12 protein-coding genes are annotated in these 14,700 nt (G+C 66.1%); 2 read left to right on the forward strand and 10 right to left on the reverse strand.

Annotated features, from left to right (window positions below; genetic code table 11):
• Window positions 1–17: 17 nt before the first annotated feature.
• Window positions 18–2,558 carry a penicillin acylase family protein gene (locus tag CBP34_RS08520; RefSeq protein ID WP_094097777.1) on the forward strand — a complete coding sequence of 847 codons (2,541 nt, stop codon included), beginning with the start codon at window positions 18–20 and terminating at the stop codon, window positions 2,556–2,558.
• Window positions 2,559–2,645: 87 nt separating this feature from the next.
• On the opposite strand, the gene CBP34_RS08525 is transcribed toward CBP34_RS08520, so the two are convergent.
• From CBP34_RS08525 to CBP34_RS08550, 6 genes are all read right to left on the reverse strand, one after another.
• A complete protein-coding gene (locus CBP34_RS08525; protein ID WP_094099115.1) occupies window positions 2,646–3,212 on the reverse strand; it encodes a hypothetical protein in 567 nt (188 codons plus the stop codon).
• Window positions 3,213–3,388: 176 nt separating this feature from the next.
• Window positions 3,389–4,663, reverse strand: coding sequence for an acyl-CoA dehydrogenase family protein (locus CBP34_RS08530; protein WP_094097778.1), 1,275 nt, complete (start codon window positions 4,661–4,663; stop codon window positions 3,389–3,391).
• Window positions 4,664–4,711: 48 nt separating this feature from the next.
• Window positions 4,712–5,797 (reverse strand): phosphotransferase, encoded by a 1,086-nt coding sequence (locus tag CBP34_RS08535; protein ID WP_094097779.1) that lies wholly within the window; start codon window positions 5,795–5,797, stop codon window positions 4,712–4,714.
• Window positions 5,798–5,903: 106 nt separating this feature from the next.
• Entirely contained in the window at window positions 5,904–6,623 is a 720-nt protein-coding gene (locus tag CBP34_RS08540) for a Crp/Fnr family transcriptional regulator (protein ID WP_086912239.1), read from the reverse strand.
• A 165-nt stretch (window positions 6,624–6,788) separates the two neighbouring features.
• The gene (locus CBP34_RS08545; RefSeq protein WP_094097780.1) at window positions 6,789–7,568 is read right to left on the reverse strand and encodes an oxepin-CoA hydrolase, alternative type; all 780 of its coding nucleotides are present in this window, start codon (window positions 7,566–7,568) and stop codon (window positions 6,789–6,791) included.
• 33 nt (window positions 7,569–7,601) lie between these two features.
• A complete protein-coding gene (locus tag CBP34_RS08550) occupies window positions 7,602–9,125 on the reverse strand; it encodes a 3-hydroxyacyl-CoA dehydrogenase (protein ID WP_094097781.1) in 1,524 nt (507 codons plus the stop codon).
• 110 nt (window positions 9,126–9,235) lie between these two features.
• Here CBP34_RS08550 and CBP34_RS08555 point away from each other — a divergent pair, with 110 nt between their 5' ends.
• Window positions 9,236–11,404 carry a hypothetical protein gene (locus CBP34_RS08555; protein WP_094097782.1) on the forward strand — a complete coding sequence of 723 codons (2,169 nt, stop codon included), beginning with the start codon at window positions 9,236–9,238 and terminating at the stop codon, window positions 11,402–11,404.
• Window positions 11,405–11,517: 113 nt separating this feature from the next.
• Here CBP34_RS08555 and CBP34_RS08560 read toward each other — a convergent pair whose 3' ends face one another.
• Genes CBP34_RS08560 through CBP34_RS08575 form a run of 4 tightly spaced genes read right to left on the reverse strand, consistent with a single transcriptional unit; the run spans window position 11,518 to window position 14,580 of the window.
• A complete protein-coding gene (locus tag CBP34_RS08560; RefSeq protein ID WP_094097783.1) occupies window positions 11,518–12,447 on the reverse strand; it encodes a thiamine phosphate synthase in 930 nt (309 codons plus the stop codon).
• A gap of 5 nt (window positions 12,448–12,452) precedes the next feature.
• Window positions 12,453–13,262: a thiazole synthase gene (locus tag CBP34_RS08565; protein ID WP_094097784.1), complete on the reverse strand. Its 810-nt coding sequence runs from the start codon at window positions 13,260–13,262 to the stop codon at window positions 12,453–12,455.
• Window positions 13,263–13,276: 14 nt separating this feature from the next.
• Window positions 13,277–13,474 (reverse strand): sulfur carrier protein ThiS, encoded by a 198-nt coding sequence (gene thiS / locus CBP34_RS08570; RefSeq protein ID WP_086912244.1) that lies wholly within the window; start codon window positions 13,472–13,474, stop codon window positions 13,277–13,279.
• The gene (locus tag CBP34_RS08575) at window positions 13,471–14,580 is read right to left on the reverse strand and encodes an FAD-dependent oxidoreductase (protein WP_094097785.1); all 1,110 of its coding nucleotides are present in this window, start codon (window positions 14,578–14,580) and stop codon (window positions 13,471–13,473) included. Before CBP34_RS08575 ends, thiS begins: the two co-directional genes overlap by 4 nt.
• Window positions 14,581–14,700: the final 120 nt, after the last annotated feature.

Below are 14,700 nucleotides of genomic sequence, written 5' to 3' on the forward strand. Positions count from 1 at the left end.
TTGAGGAGACAGACACCATGGCGTGGGTACAGCGTGCGATCGTTGGATTGGTGGCGGCGGCCTTGCTGGCGGGTGCGGGGGGCGCGCTGTATGTGCAGCGTACATTCCCGGCGCTGGATGGGCAGATTGTGGTGGGCGGATTGCGCGATGGGGTGCGCGTGCAGCGCGATGCCGCCGATGTCACCCACATCCGGGCGCAGTCTGCGCGCGATGCGTGGTTCGCCATGGGTTACGTGCACGCGCAAGAGCGCACCTGGCAACTGGAATTCAACCGCCGGGTAATGCATGGCGAGCTGTCCGAAGTCTTCGGCCCCGCCACGCTCGAGACCGACAAACTGATGCGTGCGCTCGACATCATGGGCCATGCCCGCAAGCAGTATGCCGGCCTGCCTGCCCACGCCCGCGAGGCGCTGCAGGCCTACAGCCAGGGCATTCATGCGTTCCACAAAAACCTGCCGCAGGCGTTGCCGCCCGAGTTTCATGTTCTGGGGGTGAAGCCTGGCGGCGCAACCGGCGCCGTCTGGGAGCCCGAGGACAGTGTGGCCTGGGCGCTGATGATGGCGCTGGACCTGGGCGGCAACTGGGGCAACGAGTTTGCCCGCCTTTCCATGGCCAGAACGCTGGACACGGGGCGCCTGTGGCAACTGATGCCGCCCTATCCGGGCGAGACTCCCGCGGCATCGGCCGATCTGGCGGCACTGTACCGGCAACTGGGCATCTACCGTGATCCGGCGACGCCGCCAGCACCCGCCAACACCGAGGGAGACAAGCCTGTGGCAACGAGCGCCGGGCCGCAAGAAGCCGCAGGCATGCTTTCACGCCAGGTCAGCCAGGGCATGCTGGCCTGGGCTGAAGACCTCACGCGCAATGCCGGAACCCCGGAAGGCAAGGGCAGCAACAACTGGGTGCTGGCAGGCACGCGCACGGTCAGCGGCAAACCCTTGCTGGCCAACGACCCGCACCTGGGCCTGAGCGCGCCGGCCATCTGGTATTTCGCGCGGTTGCAGGCACCGGCCGGCGTTGCTGCCGACGGCACCGCCATAGGGGCCATGGATGCCATCGGCGCCACCTTGCCGGGGCTGCCCTTTGTGGTGCTGGGCCGCACGGACAGCGTGGCCTGGGGCTTCACCAACACCGGCCCTGATGTGCAAGACCTTTACCTGGAGCAGATCAATCCCGCCGACCCCAGCCAATATCGCACGCCGCAGGGCTGGATGCCGTTTGCGCTGCGCACAGAGGTTATTCGCGTCAAGGGGCAGCCCGATGTGGTGCTGGCGCTGCGCGCAACCCGCCACGGCCCGGTGCTGAGCGATGTGCAAAAGTCGCATGCCCAGGTGCTGGACCTGCGCAAATACGTGCTGGCGCTGCGCTGGAGCGCGCTCGATGCCGACAACCAGACCGTGCTTGCCGGTCTGCAGACCAACCAGGCGAAGTCGGTGCAGGAGCTATTTGAGGCACTGGAGCCTTACCACTCGCCCATGCAGAGCGTGGTGGCCGCCGATGTGCAGGGAAACATCCGCTTCAAGGCCATGGGCAAGGTGCCCGTGCGCCACGCAGGCAATGACATTCGCGGTGTGGCGCCGTCGCCCGGCTGGGATGCGCGCTACGACTGGCAAGGCTGGCTGCCCTTGGGCGAGACGCCCGAGGATGACGGTGGCAGCGGCTGGGTGGCAACCGCCAACCAACGCGTCACCGCGCCCGGCTATGCGCACTACCTCGCGCAAGACTGGGTTGTGCCCTACCGCCATGACCGGATAGCCCAGCTGATTGAGGCGACGCCCCGGCACGACAGGGCCAGCATGCAGGCGATCCAGGCCGATACCCTGTCGCTGGCCACGCAGCGGCTGCTGCCGCACTTGCGCAAGGCCGCGCCGCAGCACCCGCTGGCGGCGGCCGTGCAGGCGCTGCTGCGCGATTTTGATGGTGTGATGGATGCCGAGCGGGCCGCACCGCTGGTGTTTGCGGCCTGGACGGACGAACTGGCAAAAGGCGTGATCGCCTCGCGCGTGGGCCAGGACCGCTTCAAAGCCACCTACGGCAAACGCGACTACCGCGCGGCCCTGGAAGGCATTCTGGAGCGCGACGACGCCTGGTGGTGCCAGCCGCTGTCGTGCGCGGACCAGTCGGCCGCGGCGCTGGCGCGTGCTCTCGATCGCCTGCAGGCCGCCTATGGCGCCGACCCGGCACGGTGGCGCTGGGGTGACGCCCACCCCGCGCTCAGCAGCCACAGGCCTCTGGGCAACGTGGCCTTGCTGGCGCCGTATTTTGATGTCAGCGTAGCCTCGCCCGGCGACGCCTACACGGTGAACGTGGGCCAGTACAACGCGGGCGACGCGAAAGGCCCGTTTGTCAATCGCCATGCGGCTTCGCTGCGGGCTGTGTATGACCTGGCCGATCTGGAGCAGTCGCGGTTCATCTACCAGACGGGCCAGAGCGGGCTGGTGTTCTCACCGCGCTACCGCGACATGCACTCCAACTGGGTGCAGGCGGGCTACCGCCCCTTGCAGCGTGAGCCCGCACTCATGCGCCACGACTTGCGGCTGGTGCCCGCGCCATAGTGTCTCGCATGGCAATGTGCGCCTGCCCAGCGACACGATTCCGATGCCGCAGACACATGAATATGAGTCAATATTGCCGCTAGCGCTTCAGGGATAAGCGCTTGCAGCTATGAATATCGAAGCAAATGGCTCCGTGTCTGGTAGCACGTAAACCACGCCGCTGGTGCGACCCAGCAAGGGATCAATCCATCGGTTGTAGAAAGCCACGGGCGCGTTGATGCAGCCGTAGCTGATGCGCTTGTCTTGTGTGCCGCTGCTGGCCAGGCGCTGCAGGCGCCGCTCGGCCGCGCTGACGCTGCGCACGCGGTGCAGTGAAACCGCAGCGTCATAGTCAATCCACACGATGTCTTCGCCGCGCAGGTTGCGGCCGGGCTCGGTCACAAAACGGCCGGCCGGGGTGGTGCGCTCTTCGGGCCGGACCTGGGCCAGCGGGCGCTGGCCAATGCCGGGCACCGAATGGTCGCCGCGTGCCGCACCCAGCAGCACGGGGGCGGTGCCCAGCCACTGGGCCTGGGCGGAAAACACATGGATGCGGGCGGCCAGCTTGTCCACCACGGCAAACGCCAGGCCCTGGTTGTCGCCCGTGCCTTCGATCCAGCGCACCAGCTGGCGGGCATCCGGGCTGAGGCCGGCAGCAGACCGGGCGCTCGCCACAGCGCTTGCGTCTGCAGTTTGATCTGATGGCGAAGCCTGCGCCGCCGGCCACGCGGCGCCAGCCAGCCACGCCCCTGCACCGCACAGCATGGCGCGGCGGTTGAGGGCGGTGGGTTGAAGAATGGGCGCATGGTGCCTTCCATCCTAATGGCTTGCCCCGTGGCGGGCTCTCGTGCTCAGCAGCCGCGCGTGACGGGTGGGTGCAACTCGTGCTTTGGCGCCGCGTATTTGCCCAGTTCCCATTTGGCGATGGCATTGCGGTGCACTTCGTCCGGACCGTCGGCAAAGCGCAGCGTGCGCGCGCCGGCGTAGGCGTAGGCCAGCGGGAAGTCGTCGCACATGCCGCCGCCGCCATGCACTTGCATGGCCCAGTCGATCACCTGGCAGGCCATGCTGGGCGCCACCACCTTGATCATGGCGATTTCGGTGCGCGCGACCTTGTTGCCGGCGTTGTCCATCAGCCACGCAGCCTTGAGGGTGAGCAGGCGGGCCATGTCGATCTTGCAGCGGGCCTCGGCAATGCGCTCTTGCGTCACCGTTTGTTGGGCCACGGTCTTGCCGAAGGCCGTGCGGGAGCTGGCGCGCTTGCACATCAGCTCGAGTGCGCGCTCGGCCAGGCCGATCAGTCGCATGCAGTGGTGGATGCGTCCGGGGCCCAGGCGCCCTTGTGCGATCTCAAAGCCGCGGCCCTCGCCCAGCAGGATGTTGCTGACCGGCACGCGCACGTTGTCGAACGTCATCTCGACGTGGCCGTGCGGCGCATCGTCGTAGCCGAACACATTGAGCGGGCGGATGATGGTGATGCCCTTGGTGTCGGCGGGCACCAGCACCATGCTCTGCTGCGAGTGCCTTGGGGCATCAGGGTCGGTTTTGCCCATGGTCACGAAGACGGCGCAGCGGGGGTCGGCGGCGCCAGAGATCCACCACTTGCGACCGTTGATGACGTAGTCGTCGCCCTCGCGCGTGATGCGGGTTTCGATGTTGGTGGCGTCGCTCGATGCCACGTCGGGTTCCGTCATGGCGAAGGCCGAGCGGATCTTGCCCTCCAGCAGGGGCTTGAGCCAGCGGGCCTTGTTGGTGTCGTCGCCGTAGCGGGCGATGGTTTCCATGTTGCCCGTATCAGGGGCCGAGCAATTGAACACCTCGCTGGCCCATGGCACACGGCCCATGATTTCAGCCAGGGGGGCGTACTCTTGGTTGGTCAGGCCAGCACCGTCGTAGCCCGACGCGGCCGCGCTATCGACCGGCAGGAACAGGTTCCACAAACCGGCGGCCTGTGCCTTGGGCTTGAGCTTTTCGATGGTGTGGAGTGCACTCCAGCGCTTGCCTGCGGCGGTGTTGGCCGCCAGTTCGGCGCTGTATTCGGCCTCGGCTGGGTAGATGTGCTCGTCCATGAAACGGAGCAGTTTGGCCTGCAGTTCCTTGGTCTTGGGGGAGTAGTCAAAGTCCATGGGGATCTCCGTCAAAAAATGCGGGGGTGGGTGAGTGGGGCCTGGTGGTTAGCTGCGCTGGGCAAACGACCAGGCCAGCTGGGCCATGGGGCGCGCCGTGTCGCCCGAGGCCTTGGCTTGGGCGCTGGAGGCCGTGCCGGCTTCCACCCGCTTGGCAATGCCCTGCAGGATGGCGGCAATGCGGAACATGTTGTAGGCGAGGTAGAAGTTCCAGTCGGCACGCAGCGCTTCGGGTGTGGCAATGCCCGTGCGCTCGCAGTACAGGCGGATGTAGCTGTCTTCGTCGGGAATGCCCAGCGCCGCAATGTCCTGGCCGGCAATGCCGCGGCCCAGGGCTGCCGGGATATGCCAGCTCATGCAGTGGTAGCTGAAATCCGCCAGCGGGTGGCCGAGCGTGGACAGCTCCCAGTCGAGCACGGCGATCACGCGGGGCTCGGTCGGATGGAACATGAGGTTGTCGAGCCGGTAGTCGCCGTGCACGATGGAAACCTTGCTTTCATCGCGCGCGCTGGCCGGCATGTGCGCGGGAAGCCATTCCATCAGGCGGTCCATCTCGTCGATGGGCTGGGTGATGGAGGCCACGTACTGCTTGCTCCAGCGGCCAATCTGGCGGTCAAAGTAGTTGCCGGGCTTGCCGTAGCCTGCCAGCCCCCTGTCCGCAAATTTCACGGTGTGCAGGGCCGCGATCACGCGGTTCATCTCGTTGTAGATGGCGCCGCGCTCGGCGGGTGTCATGCCGGGCAGGGACTGGTCCCACAGCACGCGGCCCTGCATGCACTCCATGACATAAAAGGCGCGGCCGATCACCGATTCGTCCTCGCACAGCACATGCATGCGCGGCACGGGAACGTCGGTGCCGTACAGGCCGCTCATCACGGCAAATTCGCGCTCGATGGCATGGGCCGAAGGCAGCAGCTTGGCGACCGGGCCAGGCTTGGCGCGCATCACGTAGCTGGCGCCGGGGGTGATGAGTTTGTAGGTGGGGTTGGATTGCCCACCCTTGAACATCTCGACTGTCATGGGGCCGGTGAAGCCCTGCATGTTGCGGGTGAGCCAGGCGGTCAGGGTGTCGATGTCGAACGCGTGCTGCTCCGAGACCGGGCGCGTGCCGACGAAGTGGTCAAAGTTGTTCATTGGGTTTGGGGAGTTGTCACGCGGGTGAGTGCATGTCGGCCGCGCTGCCAGAGGGGGCGGGGCAGCGGGCGTAAAAAGATCCGGGAAGGGCGGTGCCCAAGAGACGTCAGTTGTCGGTTTCGGCAATGCGCATCAGGGCTGCGCGGTCGCGCACCACCAGGCCACCCGGCTCGATGCGAATGGCGTCCTCGCGTTCCATGGCCTTGAGTTCCTGGTTCACACGCTGGCGCGATGCGCCCAGCAGCTGTGCCAGTTCTTCCTGCGCCAATTGCAGGCCGATGCGCATTTCGCTTCCGTCCGACAGGCTGGGCACCCCATAGCTGCGCACCAGGTGCACCAGCTGCTTGGCCAGGCGCGATCGCAAGGGCAGGGTGTTGAGGTCTTCCACCAGCCCGAACAGCTGGCGAATGCGCCGCGCATGCAGGCGCAACATGGCTTCGTACAGCTCGGTGTGCGCAGCCAGGATCTTCTTGAAGTCGGCCTTGGCCACACACAGGATGGTGGTGTCGCCATGTGCATAGGCGTCGTGCGTGCGCCGGTCGCCGTCGAAAATCGCCACGTCGCCGAACCAGATGCCCGGCTCGACATAGGTCAGCGTGATCTGCTTGCCGGAAATGGAGGTGGAGCTCACCCGCACCGCACCGCGCGCGCACGCAATCCACTCCTCGGGCGGATCGCCGCGGGCGGCTATGAGGCCGCCATCCTTGAAGCGTTTGACGTAGGCACATCGCAGGATGTCGTGTCGAAGGGATGGTGAGAGGGATGAAAACCAGCGACCTGAGTTGATCGCTTCACGTTCTTCGATAGTAAGAATCGGGTCGTCCATGGTCTGTCTTGTGTGTGACTAGAAACACGGCCATTGTCGCGTCAGGGACGGGTGCCAACTGTCAGGGTTGTCACCTGCGTGTCTGCCGTTCGCGCAGAACAAAAAAACCCCGAAGCCTTGCGGGCGTCGGGGTGTGCAGGGATGTATGTGCAATGGGCGAGGGCGCTATTCGTAAACTGGCATGCGCTTGTCCAGAAAGGCCGCAATGCCGACCCCAGCGTTGACATGGTGCAGGTTTTTCACGAAATGGTCCCGCTCGCTTGCCAGGTGCGTGGCGAGCTGGTTGTGGGGCGCGTCGCCCACCAGTTCCTTGATGCTGGCCAGCACGTTGGGTGCCCGCGCGTTGAGTTGCTCTGCCAGCGCCAGGGCCATCGTCAAGGCGCCGCCGGGTTCGGCCAGGCGGTTGACGACACCCAGGGCGTGCAGGCGCTCTGCCGCAATGCGGTCGCCGCACATGAGGATCTCGGTGGCCAGCTGGCGCGGCAGCGACTGCGCCAGGCTCCAGCTGGCACCGCCATCGGGCGACAGGGCCACATTGCTGTCAGCCATCATGAACACCGTATTGCGGGCCGCCACCACCATGTCGCAGGCAAGGGCCAGCGAAAATCCGGCTCCAGCCGCTGTGCCTTCGACCGCTGCAATGACGGGCTTGGGAAAGGTGCGAATGGTCTCGATCCAGCTGTGCAGGCCTTCGATGTTCTGCGCCTGCACCTGCGGATCGGCCTGCCGGTGGGCTTGCAGGCGCATCAGATCGCTGCCCGAGCAGAACATGCCCGCCGCGCCGGTGATGACGACGCTGCGCACGTCGGTGCTGCTCTCGGCGACGTTGAGCGCTTCGATGCCCGCGGCGTACATGACGGGGTCGATGGCGTTGCGCTGCTCCGCGTTGCTGAGGGTCAGAACCAGAGTCTGGCCCTCGCGGGAGGCTTGAAGTTGTGCGGGCATGGGGTTTTGCAGGCGGTGGGGTTAAGGGCGGCCTCAGTGCTCTTCAACATGTGCCAGGCTCAGGCCAATCGCACCGCGCCGGCGCAGCCAGGGGCTGGGGCGATACCGTGGATCGCCATAAACCGTCTGCATGTTGAACAGCACTTCCAGGATGTTGGTCGGCCCCCAGCGGTCCCCCATGGCCAGCGGCCCGAGCGGATAGCCCAGCCCCAGCGTGACCGCGGTTTCCAGGTCACGCGGGCTGCAGATCTGCTGCTGGCAGATATCACTGGCAATGTTCACGATGGTGGCCACCACGCGCTGGGTGACGAAGCCACCGCTGTCACGGATCACGCTCACCGCCTTGCCATCACGGGCGAAGAGGGCATGGGCTGCGTCACGAATATCCACGCGGGTGGCCGGGTTGGTGGCAAGCACGCGCCGCCGCGTTGCGGCGTCGTCGATCAGCATGTCGATGCCGATGGTGCGCGCGGGATCGAGCCGCTCCACCACGGCCACCGTGGTGATGTCGAAACCCAGCGGTGCCACCAGCGAGATGGCCGTCTGCGAGGGTGAAGCGCCCGTTTCGATGGTGGCGCCCAGGTCCTTGAGCAGTTGGTAAAGCTCTGCACGGCGCGCTGCGCGCGTCGATACCCACACTGGCGGAATGCTGGCCACCTCGGGAGTGGCCGGCTCGGCGGGGACCTGCGCCACGCCGCTCTCATAGCGATAAAACCCTTCGCCAACTTTTTTACCAACCAATCCGCCCGCCAGACGCTGCGCGGTGATGACGCTGGGGCGAAAACGTGGTTCTTCGTAATACTGGTGGTAGATGGATTCCATCACGGGGTGGGACACATCCAGTGCCGTCAGGTCCATGAGCTCGAACGGGCCGAGCTTGAAGCCCACCTGGTCACGCAGGATGCGGTCGATGGTGGCGAAGTCGGCCACGCCCTCGCTGACGATGCGCAAGGCCTCGGTGCCGAATCCCCGTCCGGCATGGTTGACGATGAATCCCGGAGTGTCTTGCGCCTGCACCGGGGTGTGGCCCATCTGGCGTGCGTACTGGGCAAGTGCTTCGCACACTGCCGGGGCGGTCTTGAGTCCGGCGATCACCTCCACCACCTTCATCAACGGCACCGGGTTGAAGAAGTGAAAGCCTGCCAGCTGTTGGGGCCGCTGCAACGCGGCACCGATGGCGGTAACCGCCAGCGACGAGGTGTTGGTTGCCAGAACGGCCTGCGGCCCCACCACGGCCTCCAGCTGCTTGATGAGTGCCTGCTTGGCATCCAGGCGCTCCACGATGGCTTCGATGACCAGGTCGCATGAAGCCAGGTCGTTTAAGGCGGCAACCGGCTGAAGTCGATTGCCCCAGTCAGCGGCCTGCTCAACGGAAATGCGTCCTTTTTCCAGCAGGCGTTGCCATTGGGCCAGGATGCTGCTGCGCGCCGATTCGGCGGCATTCGGTTGCATGTCCAGCAAAAGAACCTGGCTGCCGGCCTGGGCAGCGATCTGAGCAATGCCACGGCCCATGGCGCCCGCGCCTACGATGCCGACAATGGGAAACTGATTTTTCATGGCGGCATTATGGCGTTGGTGTTTCAATGCACTTGTGTGCAAAAATGATCACGGCAAAAAAAGAAATTGTTGTGAATATACGTAACGTAATTTTTGGGGTCGGTTGTTGGATGGCGGTCGGTGGTGCCGCTGCCATCTCGCTCGGGCAGAGCCGGGGATCCGTCATCCTTGGTGCACCGGTCGACCTCGCATTCGATGTGCAGCCCGATGCGGGATCCGACATCGCCTCGTCCTGCATTACGGCAGATGTGGCTTTCGGCGACGCCCCTGTCGGTGACGCCAGAGTCCGGGTGTCACCGCTTCCCGTGATGCCGGGGCGCTCGCCATCTGTGCGGGTTCAAGTGGTCGGCTCGGTGAATGAACCGGTCATCACCGTCACGTTGTCGGCTGGTTGCTCGGGCAAAGTTACGCGCACCTACACTTTCCTGGCCGACCTTCCCGTCGCACATGTTCCTGGCCGCGTGGTGAATATTGACCAGCTGGCGTCGGTTCCCGCTGCAGGGGCCCGTGGTTCCGAGGCGGGTGTCGACCGCCCGGTGTCGCCATCCGCCATGCGCCGCCGCGTTGTGCAGGCACCTGCCGATCCCCTGGAACAGCGTGAAGCAGCAGCTTCGGTCCCCATCAGACCGCAGGCCGCAAGGCCAACCGCCCGCATGGCACCACCGCGCGCGCCGCGGGAGGTTGTGCGCAAAGCACCTGAACGCGAAGAGCGCACCGCCAAGGTGACCACGCCGCCGCTTCCGCCAGTGCGAGAGCGCTCGAGGCTGGTCATGGAGCCGCTGGATGCCCTGGCTGAACCGTCGCTTGGCCTGCGGCCTTCCGCCGACATGGGTGCCGTGCCTTCGCAGGCGTCGGCCTCACAGCGGCAGGAGGCGGCAGCAGCCTGGAAGGCCATGAATGCGCCCCTGGACGGGGTGCCGCAAGACGACGAGCGTGTTCGTGCGCTGGAGGCCGAGATGGCTGCTATGCGTGCCAAATCGACCGCCGAGCGCGCCTCGATGGCCGAGCTCCAGCAGCGACTTGCGTTGATCGAGGACCAGCGCTTTTCCTCCGGGCTGGTCTATGCCTTGATGGCTGCGTTGGCGCTGGCTCTGGGCGTGCTGGCCTGGGTCTGGACCCGGGCGCGCCGTGATTCCCTCCTGGCCATCCAGGCCTGGCGAGATTCGGTGGCGTTGAGCGCCAGACACACCGATGCAGGACGGCACGACGCCCATGACCCTCATGGCCTGACGCCGCATCCCCATGACACCTGGGTGCCAGAAGACTCGTCTCCGTTTGGCGACGATACCTACCTCCTCCATTCGGAAAAGCCGACCTTCCATGCAACGGTAGTTTCGGCGGCATCCACGCCAGAGCGCACGCCGCAGCCAGTATCGGTGCCAGAAACCGGTCCTCGCCTCGAAACCCCCTCCCAAATCGTCAACCCGGAAGAGCTATTTGACATTCAGCAGCAGGCGGAGTTTTTTGTTTCTGTGGGAGAGCACGATCAGGCCGTGGATGTGCTGAAAAAGCACATTGCCGCGCATCAGCAAACCTCGCCGTCGGCCTATCGGGAACTCCTGCGGCTCTATCACAAGCTCGGTCGCGCCGATGACTTTGCCCAGCTTCGTGAGCAGTTCTGCCGCCACTTCAATGCGCAAGTCCCCGAGTTTCCCGCGTTCAGCAACAAGGGCCGAGCCCTGGAGGACTACATCGACGAACTGGCCGCCATCGAGGCAGTGTGGACCTCGTCTTCGGTGCTGCAGTTGCTCGAAAAGTTTCTGTTCCTGAAGGACGGCCGCGCCACTGTTGCTCCGTTTGACCTGGCTGCGTTTGACGACCTGCTATTGCTGCGGGCCATTGCCCAGACCACCCCGGCCAGCGCGCGCGGGGCTCCCCCTCCACGCATGCGCACCACACCGCTGGCGTTGCCGTTTGACCGCCCGGGGGTGTCAGCGCCTGCCGGCCGCAAGCCTGTGGCTTCTGCGGTGGCTGCTGTCGATCTGCCCCTGGATTCGCTGGCAGCCAGCCTGGAGTTTGATTTTGGCCAGCATGTACCCTCGGCAGGTGATCCTGGGAACGTGGCCTCGCAAGCCAGCGCACGCCCGGATTCGCCCAGGTTGGAGTTGGAACTGGACCTGGATCTGTCCGATCCTCCGCATCTGACGCTGAGCGACCTGCCACCCGCACCGGTCACTGCGCCGCCGCCGCCAGGCCAGCCCATCGGTTTTGGCATCGCCAACGATCTGGTGGAAGCGCGCCTCGAACTCGACCAACCCAAAACAGAACCCAAGGCGTGAGGTGCTGTTGCCCTGCGCGGCCCGGCGCGATGGGTTGGTGTTGCCATGCGCGGGATACATCCGCTGTCATCTGGCGTGGCAGCGCCCCCGACTTACCGCGCTGCATGGTTAACTCATGGCGCTGATTCTGGCTGAATGCGCTGCGGCGCGGCCAGGCGAGCCATCAACGCACGGGCCGCCGCTTCCGGATCGGGTGCGTTGACCAGCGCCCGTACCACAGCGATGGAGCCCACGCCGGTGCCCAGCACTTCGCCAAACTGCTCGGCGCCAATGCCTCCAATGGCGACCAGCGGATATCCCCCCATGAGGCGCGCGTAAGCCGCCAGGCGCCCCACGCCTTGCGGCGCAGTGGCCATCTTCTTGAGCGTGGTGGGAAACACCGCTCCCAATGCGACATAGCTGGGCCCCACAGCGTCAGCGCGCACCATTTCGGCGTAGCCATGCGTGCTGATCCCCAGCCGCAGACCCGATGCCTGGAGCTCCTGAAGGTCGCTGGGGTGCAGGGCGTCGAGATCTTCCTGCCCCAGATGCACGCCATAGGCGCCGGCCTCAATGGCTTGGCGCCAGTGGTCGTTGATGAACAGCAGCGCGGGCGTGCCTTGCACCGCCTGCACGGCCGCTGCCACCTCGCGCGCCACGGCGGCCGGGTCGTCCGACTTGAAGCGCAACTGCACGGTGGGTACGCCCGCCCGGGCCATGCGCCCCACCCACGCGGCATCGGGCAGCACGGCATACAGCCCCAACTGCCGCGGACACGGCGCAAAAGCAATGCGCCGTGGGGCAGGCTGCAGGCCGAAATCCTGGGGCTCATCAGGCCAGGGCGTTGGTGCGAAGCGGCCGGTGCGCACGCTGCGTGCCTGCCAGGCGCGGGCCACGCACTCTGCATCGTGGGCAATGAACCCGAGGGCGCTGCATGCCTGCAAGGCCGCTTGGTACACCGGATCTGGCGATGTGGACGCTGGCGTGGGCTGGGCAGGAAAGCCGGGAAACGCGGCGGCATGGTTCTGCAAAATCTGTTGCAGCATGGCGTGGACATCACTCATGGGTGTCATTCGTGGGCGTGGTGCCAGAAGGGAGTGCCAAGCACCGGGGTGCTGGCCTGTGCGGTGTCTTGGGCCGCCATGGCGCCTGCCTTGCGGGCGGACCGCCCCGCCCGCACGGCATCGGCAAAAGCCCCTGCCATGGTGACGGGGTCTTGCGCCAGTGCAACGGCAGTGTTCAGCAGCACGCCGTCGTAACCCCATTCCATGACCTGGCAAGCGTGCGAGGGCAGGCCCAGGCCGGCGTCCACCAGCAGCGGCACCTCCAGGCGCTCGCGCAGCAGCTGCAGCGCATAGGGATTGACCGGTCCGCGCCCGGTGCCAATGGGGGCGGCCCAGGGCATCACGGCCTGGCAGCCCACATCCACCAGGCGCTGGCACAGCACGAGGTCCTCGGTGCAATAGGGCAGCACCTGAAAGCCGTCCTTGATGAGCTGCGCGGCGGCTTCCACAAGGTTGAGCGTGTCGGGCTGCAGCGTGTAGTCGTCGCCAATCAGCTCCAGCTTGATCCAGGGGGTGTTGAACACCTCGCGCGCCATGTGCGCTGTCGTGATGGCCTCTTGAACGCTGTGGCAGCCGGCGGTGTTGGGCAGGATGGGCACGTTCATGCGGCGCAGCAGCTCCCAGAAGCTGGTGCCTGCCTCGGCGCCATGGCTGCCCTGGCGGCGCAGCGATGCCGTGAGCATGGCCGGGCGTGCGCGCTGCACCGCGGCCTCCAGCACGCTCGGTGATGGATAGCGGGCCGTGCCCAGCAGCAGGCGGCTGGTAAAAGACTGGCCATAAAGGACCAGGGTGTCATCGGAGTTAGAAGGGGTCATGGCAAGCGGTGGCGTCAGCCACCCGTCACAGGAGAGATGATTTCCACGCGGTCGCCCGCCTGCAGCAGTTGCTGGGCGTAGCGGGTGTTGGGCACGAAAACGGTGTTGACCGCAACCGCGAAGGGCGGCCGCGCCGCCACGGTGGCGATGGCATCGGCCAGCGTGGCGCCGTCAGGCAGTTCGTGGGGCGTCTGGTTGATCAGAATGTTCATGGCAACGCGCGCGTGTCGTCTCCGGTGGGCAAGGCAAGATCAAAGCGGGAGGCCAGCGGCGACTGGCCCGTGGCCATGAGTTGCAGCACCACATCGAGCATGGCCGGGGCGATCATGAAGCCGTGGCGGTACAGGCCGTTGACTTCCAGCACCTGGGGGCGCGGCTGGCGCACGGCAGGCAGATTGTCGGGCAAGGTGGGGCGGCACTGGGTGGCGATTTCCACAATGCGGGCTTCGGCAAAGCCTGTGTGCACGGCGTAGGCAGCGCTCAGCAGCTCCAGGGTCGACCGCACGCTGGCTGGCGACAGATCGTCGGACTCGATTTCCGTGGCGCCGATCACAAACAGGTGGTCTTCCTTGGGCGCAATGTAGATTGGGTAGCGCGGGTGCACCACCCGGGTGGGGCGCCGCAGCGTGACTTCGGGCGCGTGCAGGCGCACCACTTCGCCGCGCACGCCGCGCAGGGCACGCCATTGGCCGCGCGCGCCCAGGCCGCGGCAGTCGAGCAGCCAGTCGGCCTGCCCGGGTGTGCCGGGCGAGAATTCACCGGGGTCGCGCGGCGTGTGCCAGTGGCAGCGCACCTGCAGGCGGTCCATCTCGTGCGCCAGGGCGGCCAGCAACTGGCGGTTGTCGAGCTGGCCTTCGCCGGGCAGATAAAGCCCCTGCGTAAAGCGGTGTGCCAGGGTGGGTTCCGCCGCCGTCACGCCCGCGCCATCAAGCACCTGCATCGCGGGCAGATCGGGAATAGTGGTCTGGGTGGCCTCCAGCAGGCGCTTCAGGCGCTGCGCCTCGGCGGCGTCCTGGCGGTGCCAGACGATCAGCGTGCCTTCTTGCTGAAAGAACACCGGTTGCGCCAGCGCGGCCAGCATCTCGCGCCAGCGCGGCAGGGAATACTGGCCCATGCGCACGACACCCGGCTCGGTCACGGCCGATTCGGCCAGCGGCGCCAGCATGGCGGCGGCAACGGGCGCTGCGGCATGTTCGGCCGCGGGCCCGCCGCTATCGAAAACCTCGACCGCGTGGCCCTGGCGGGCCAGCTCAACAGCCAGCAGCCGACCCATGAGGCCGGCACCCAGAATGACAATGGAGGAAGGTTGGAGATTCATGCGTCCTTCTGTGGGCAACAGGAGGACAAAACGGGGCTGTGCCGTTGCTGGAAACTCCCCACGCCAGCATGACCTGGATCGGGTAGCGGAGCCCAGCACCTGCAGGCGCTGTGAGAACTT

It is taken from the genome of Acidovorax carolinensis, from assembly GCF_002157145.1.
GTDB classification, from domain to species: domain Bacteria; phylum Pseudomonadota; class Gammaproteobacteria; order Burkholderiales; family Burkholderiaceae_C; genus Acidovorax; species Acidovorax carolinensis.

Bases quoted from the DNA above. Each gene is read 5' to 3' on its own strand.
- CBP34_RS08520 (WP_094097777.1), top strand. From the start codon at position 18: ATGGCGTGGGTACAGCGTGCGATCGTTGGATTGGTGGCGGCGGCCTTG.
- CBP34_RS08530 (WP_094097778.1), bottom strand. From the start codon at position 4,663: ATGGACTTTGACTACTCCCCCAAGACCAAGGAACTGCAGGCCAAACTG.
- CBP34_RS08535 (WP_094097779.1), bottom strand. From the start codon at position 5,797: ATGAACAACTTTGACCACTTCGTCGGCACGCGCCCGGTCTCGGAGCAG.
- CBP34_RS08540 (WP_086912239.1), bottom strand. From the start codon at position 6,623: ATGGACGACCCGATTCTTACTATCGAAGAACGTGAAGCGATCAACTCA.
- CBP34_RS08545 (WP_094097780.1), bottom strand. From the start codon at position 7,568: ATGCCCGCACAACTTCAAGCCTCCCGCGAGGGCCAGACTCTGGTTCTG.
- CBP34_RS08550 (WP_094097781.1), bottom strand. From the start codon at position 9,125: ATGAAAAATCAGTTTCCCATTGTCGGCATCGTAGGCGCGGGCGCCATG.
- CBP34_RS08555 (WP_094097782.1), top strand. From the start codon at position 9,236: ATGGCGGTCGGTGGTGCCGCTGCCATCTCGCTCGGGCAGAGCCGGGGA.
- CBP34_RS08560 (WP_094097783.1), bottom strand. From the start codon at position 12,447: ATGAGTGATGTCCACGCCATGCTGCAACAGATTTTGCAGAACCATGCC.
- CBP34_RS08565 (WP_094097784.1), bottom strand. From the start codon at position 13,262: ATGACCCCTTCTAACTCCGATGACACCCTGGTCCTTTATGGCCAGTCT.
- thiS (WP_086912244.1), bottom strand. From the start codon at position 13,474: ATGAACATTCTGATCAACCAGACGCCCCACGAACTGCCTGACGGCGCC.
- CBP34_RS08575 (WP_094097785.1), bottom strand. From the start codon at position 14,580: ATGAATCTCCAACCTTCCTCCATTGTCATTCTGGGTGCCGGCCTCATG.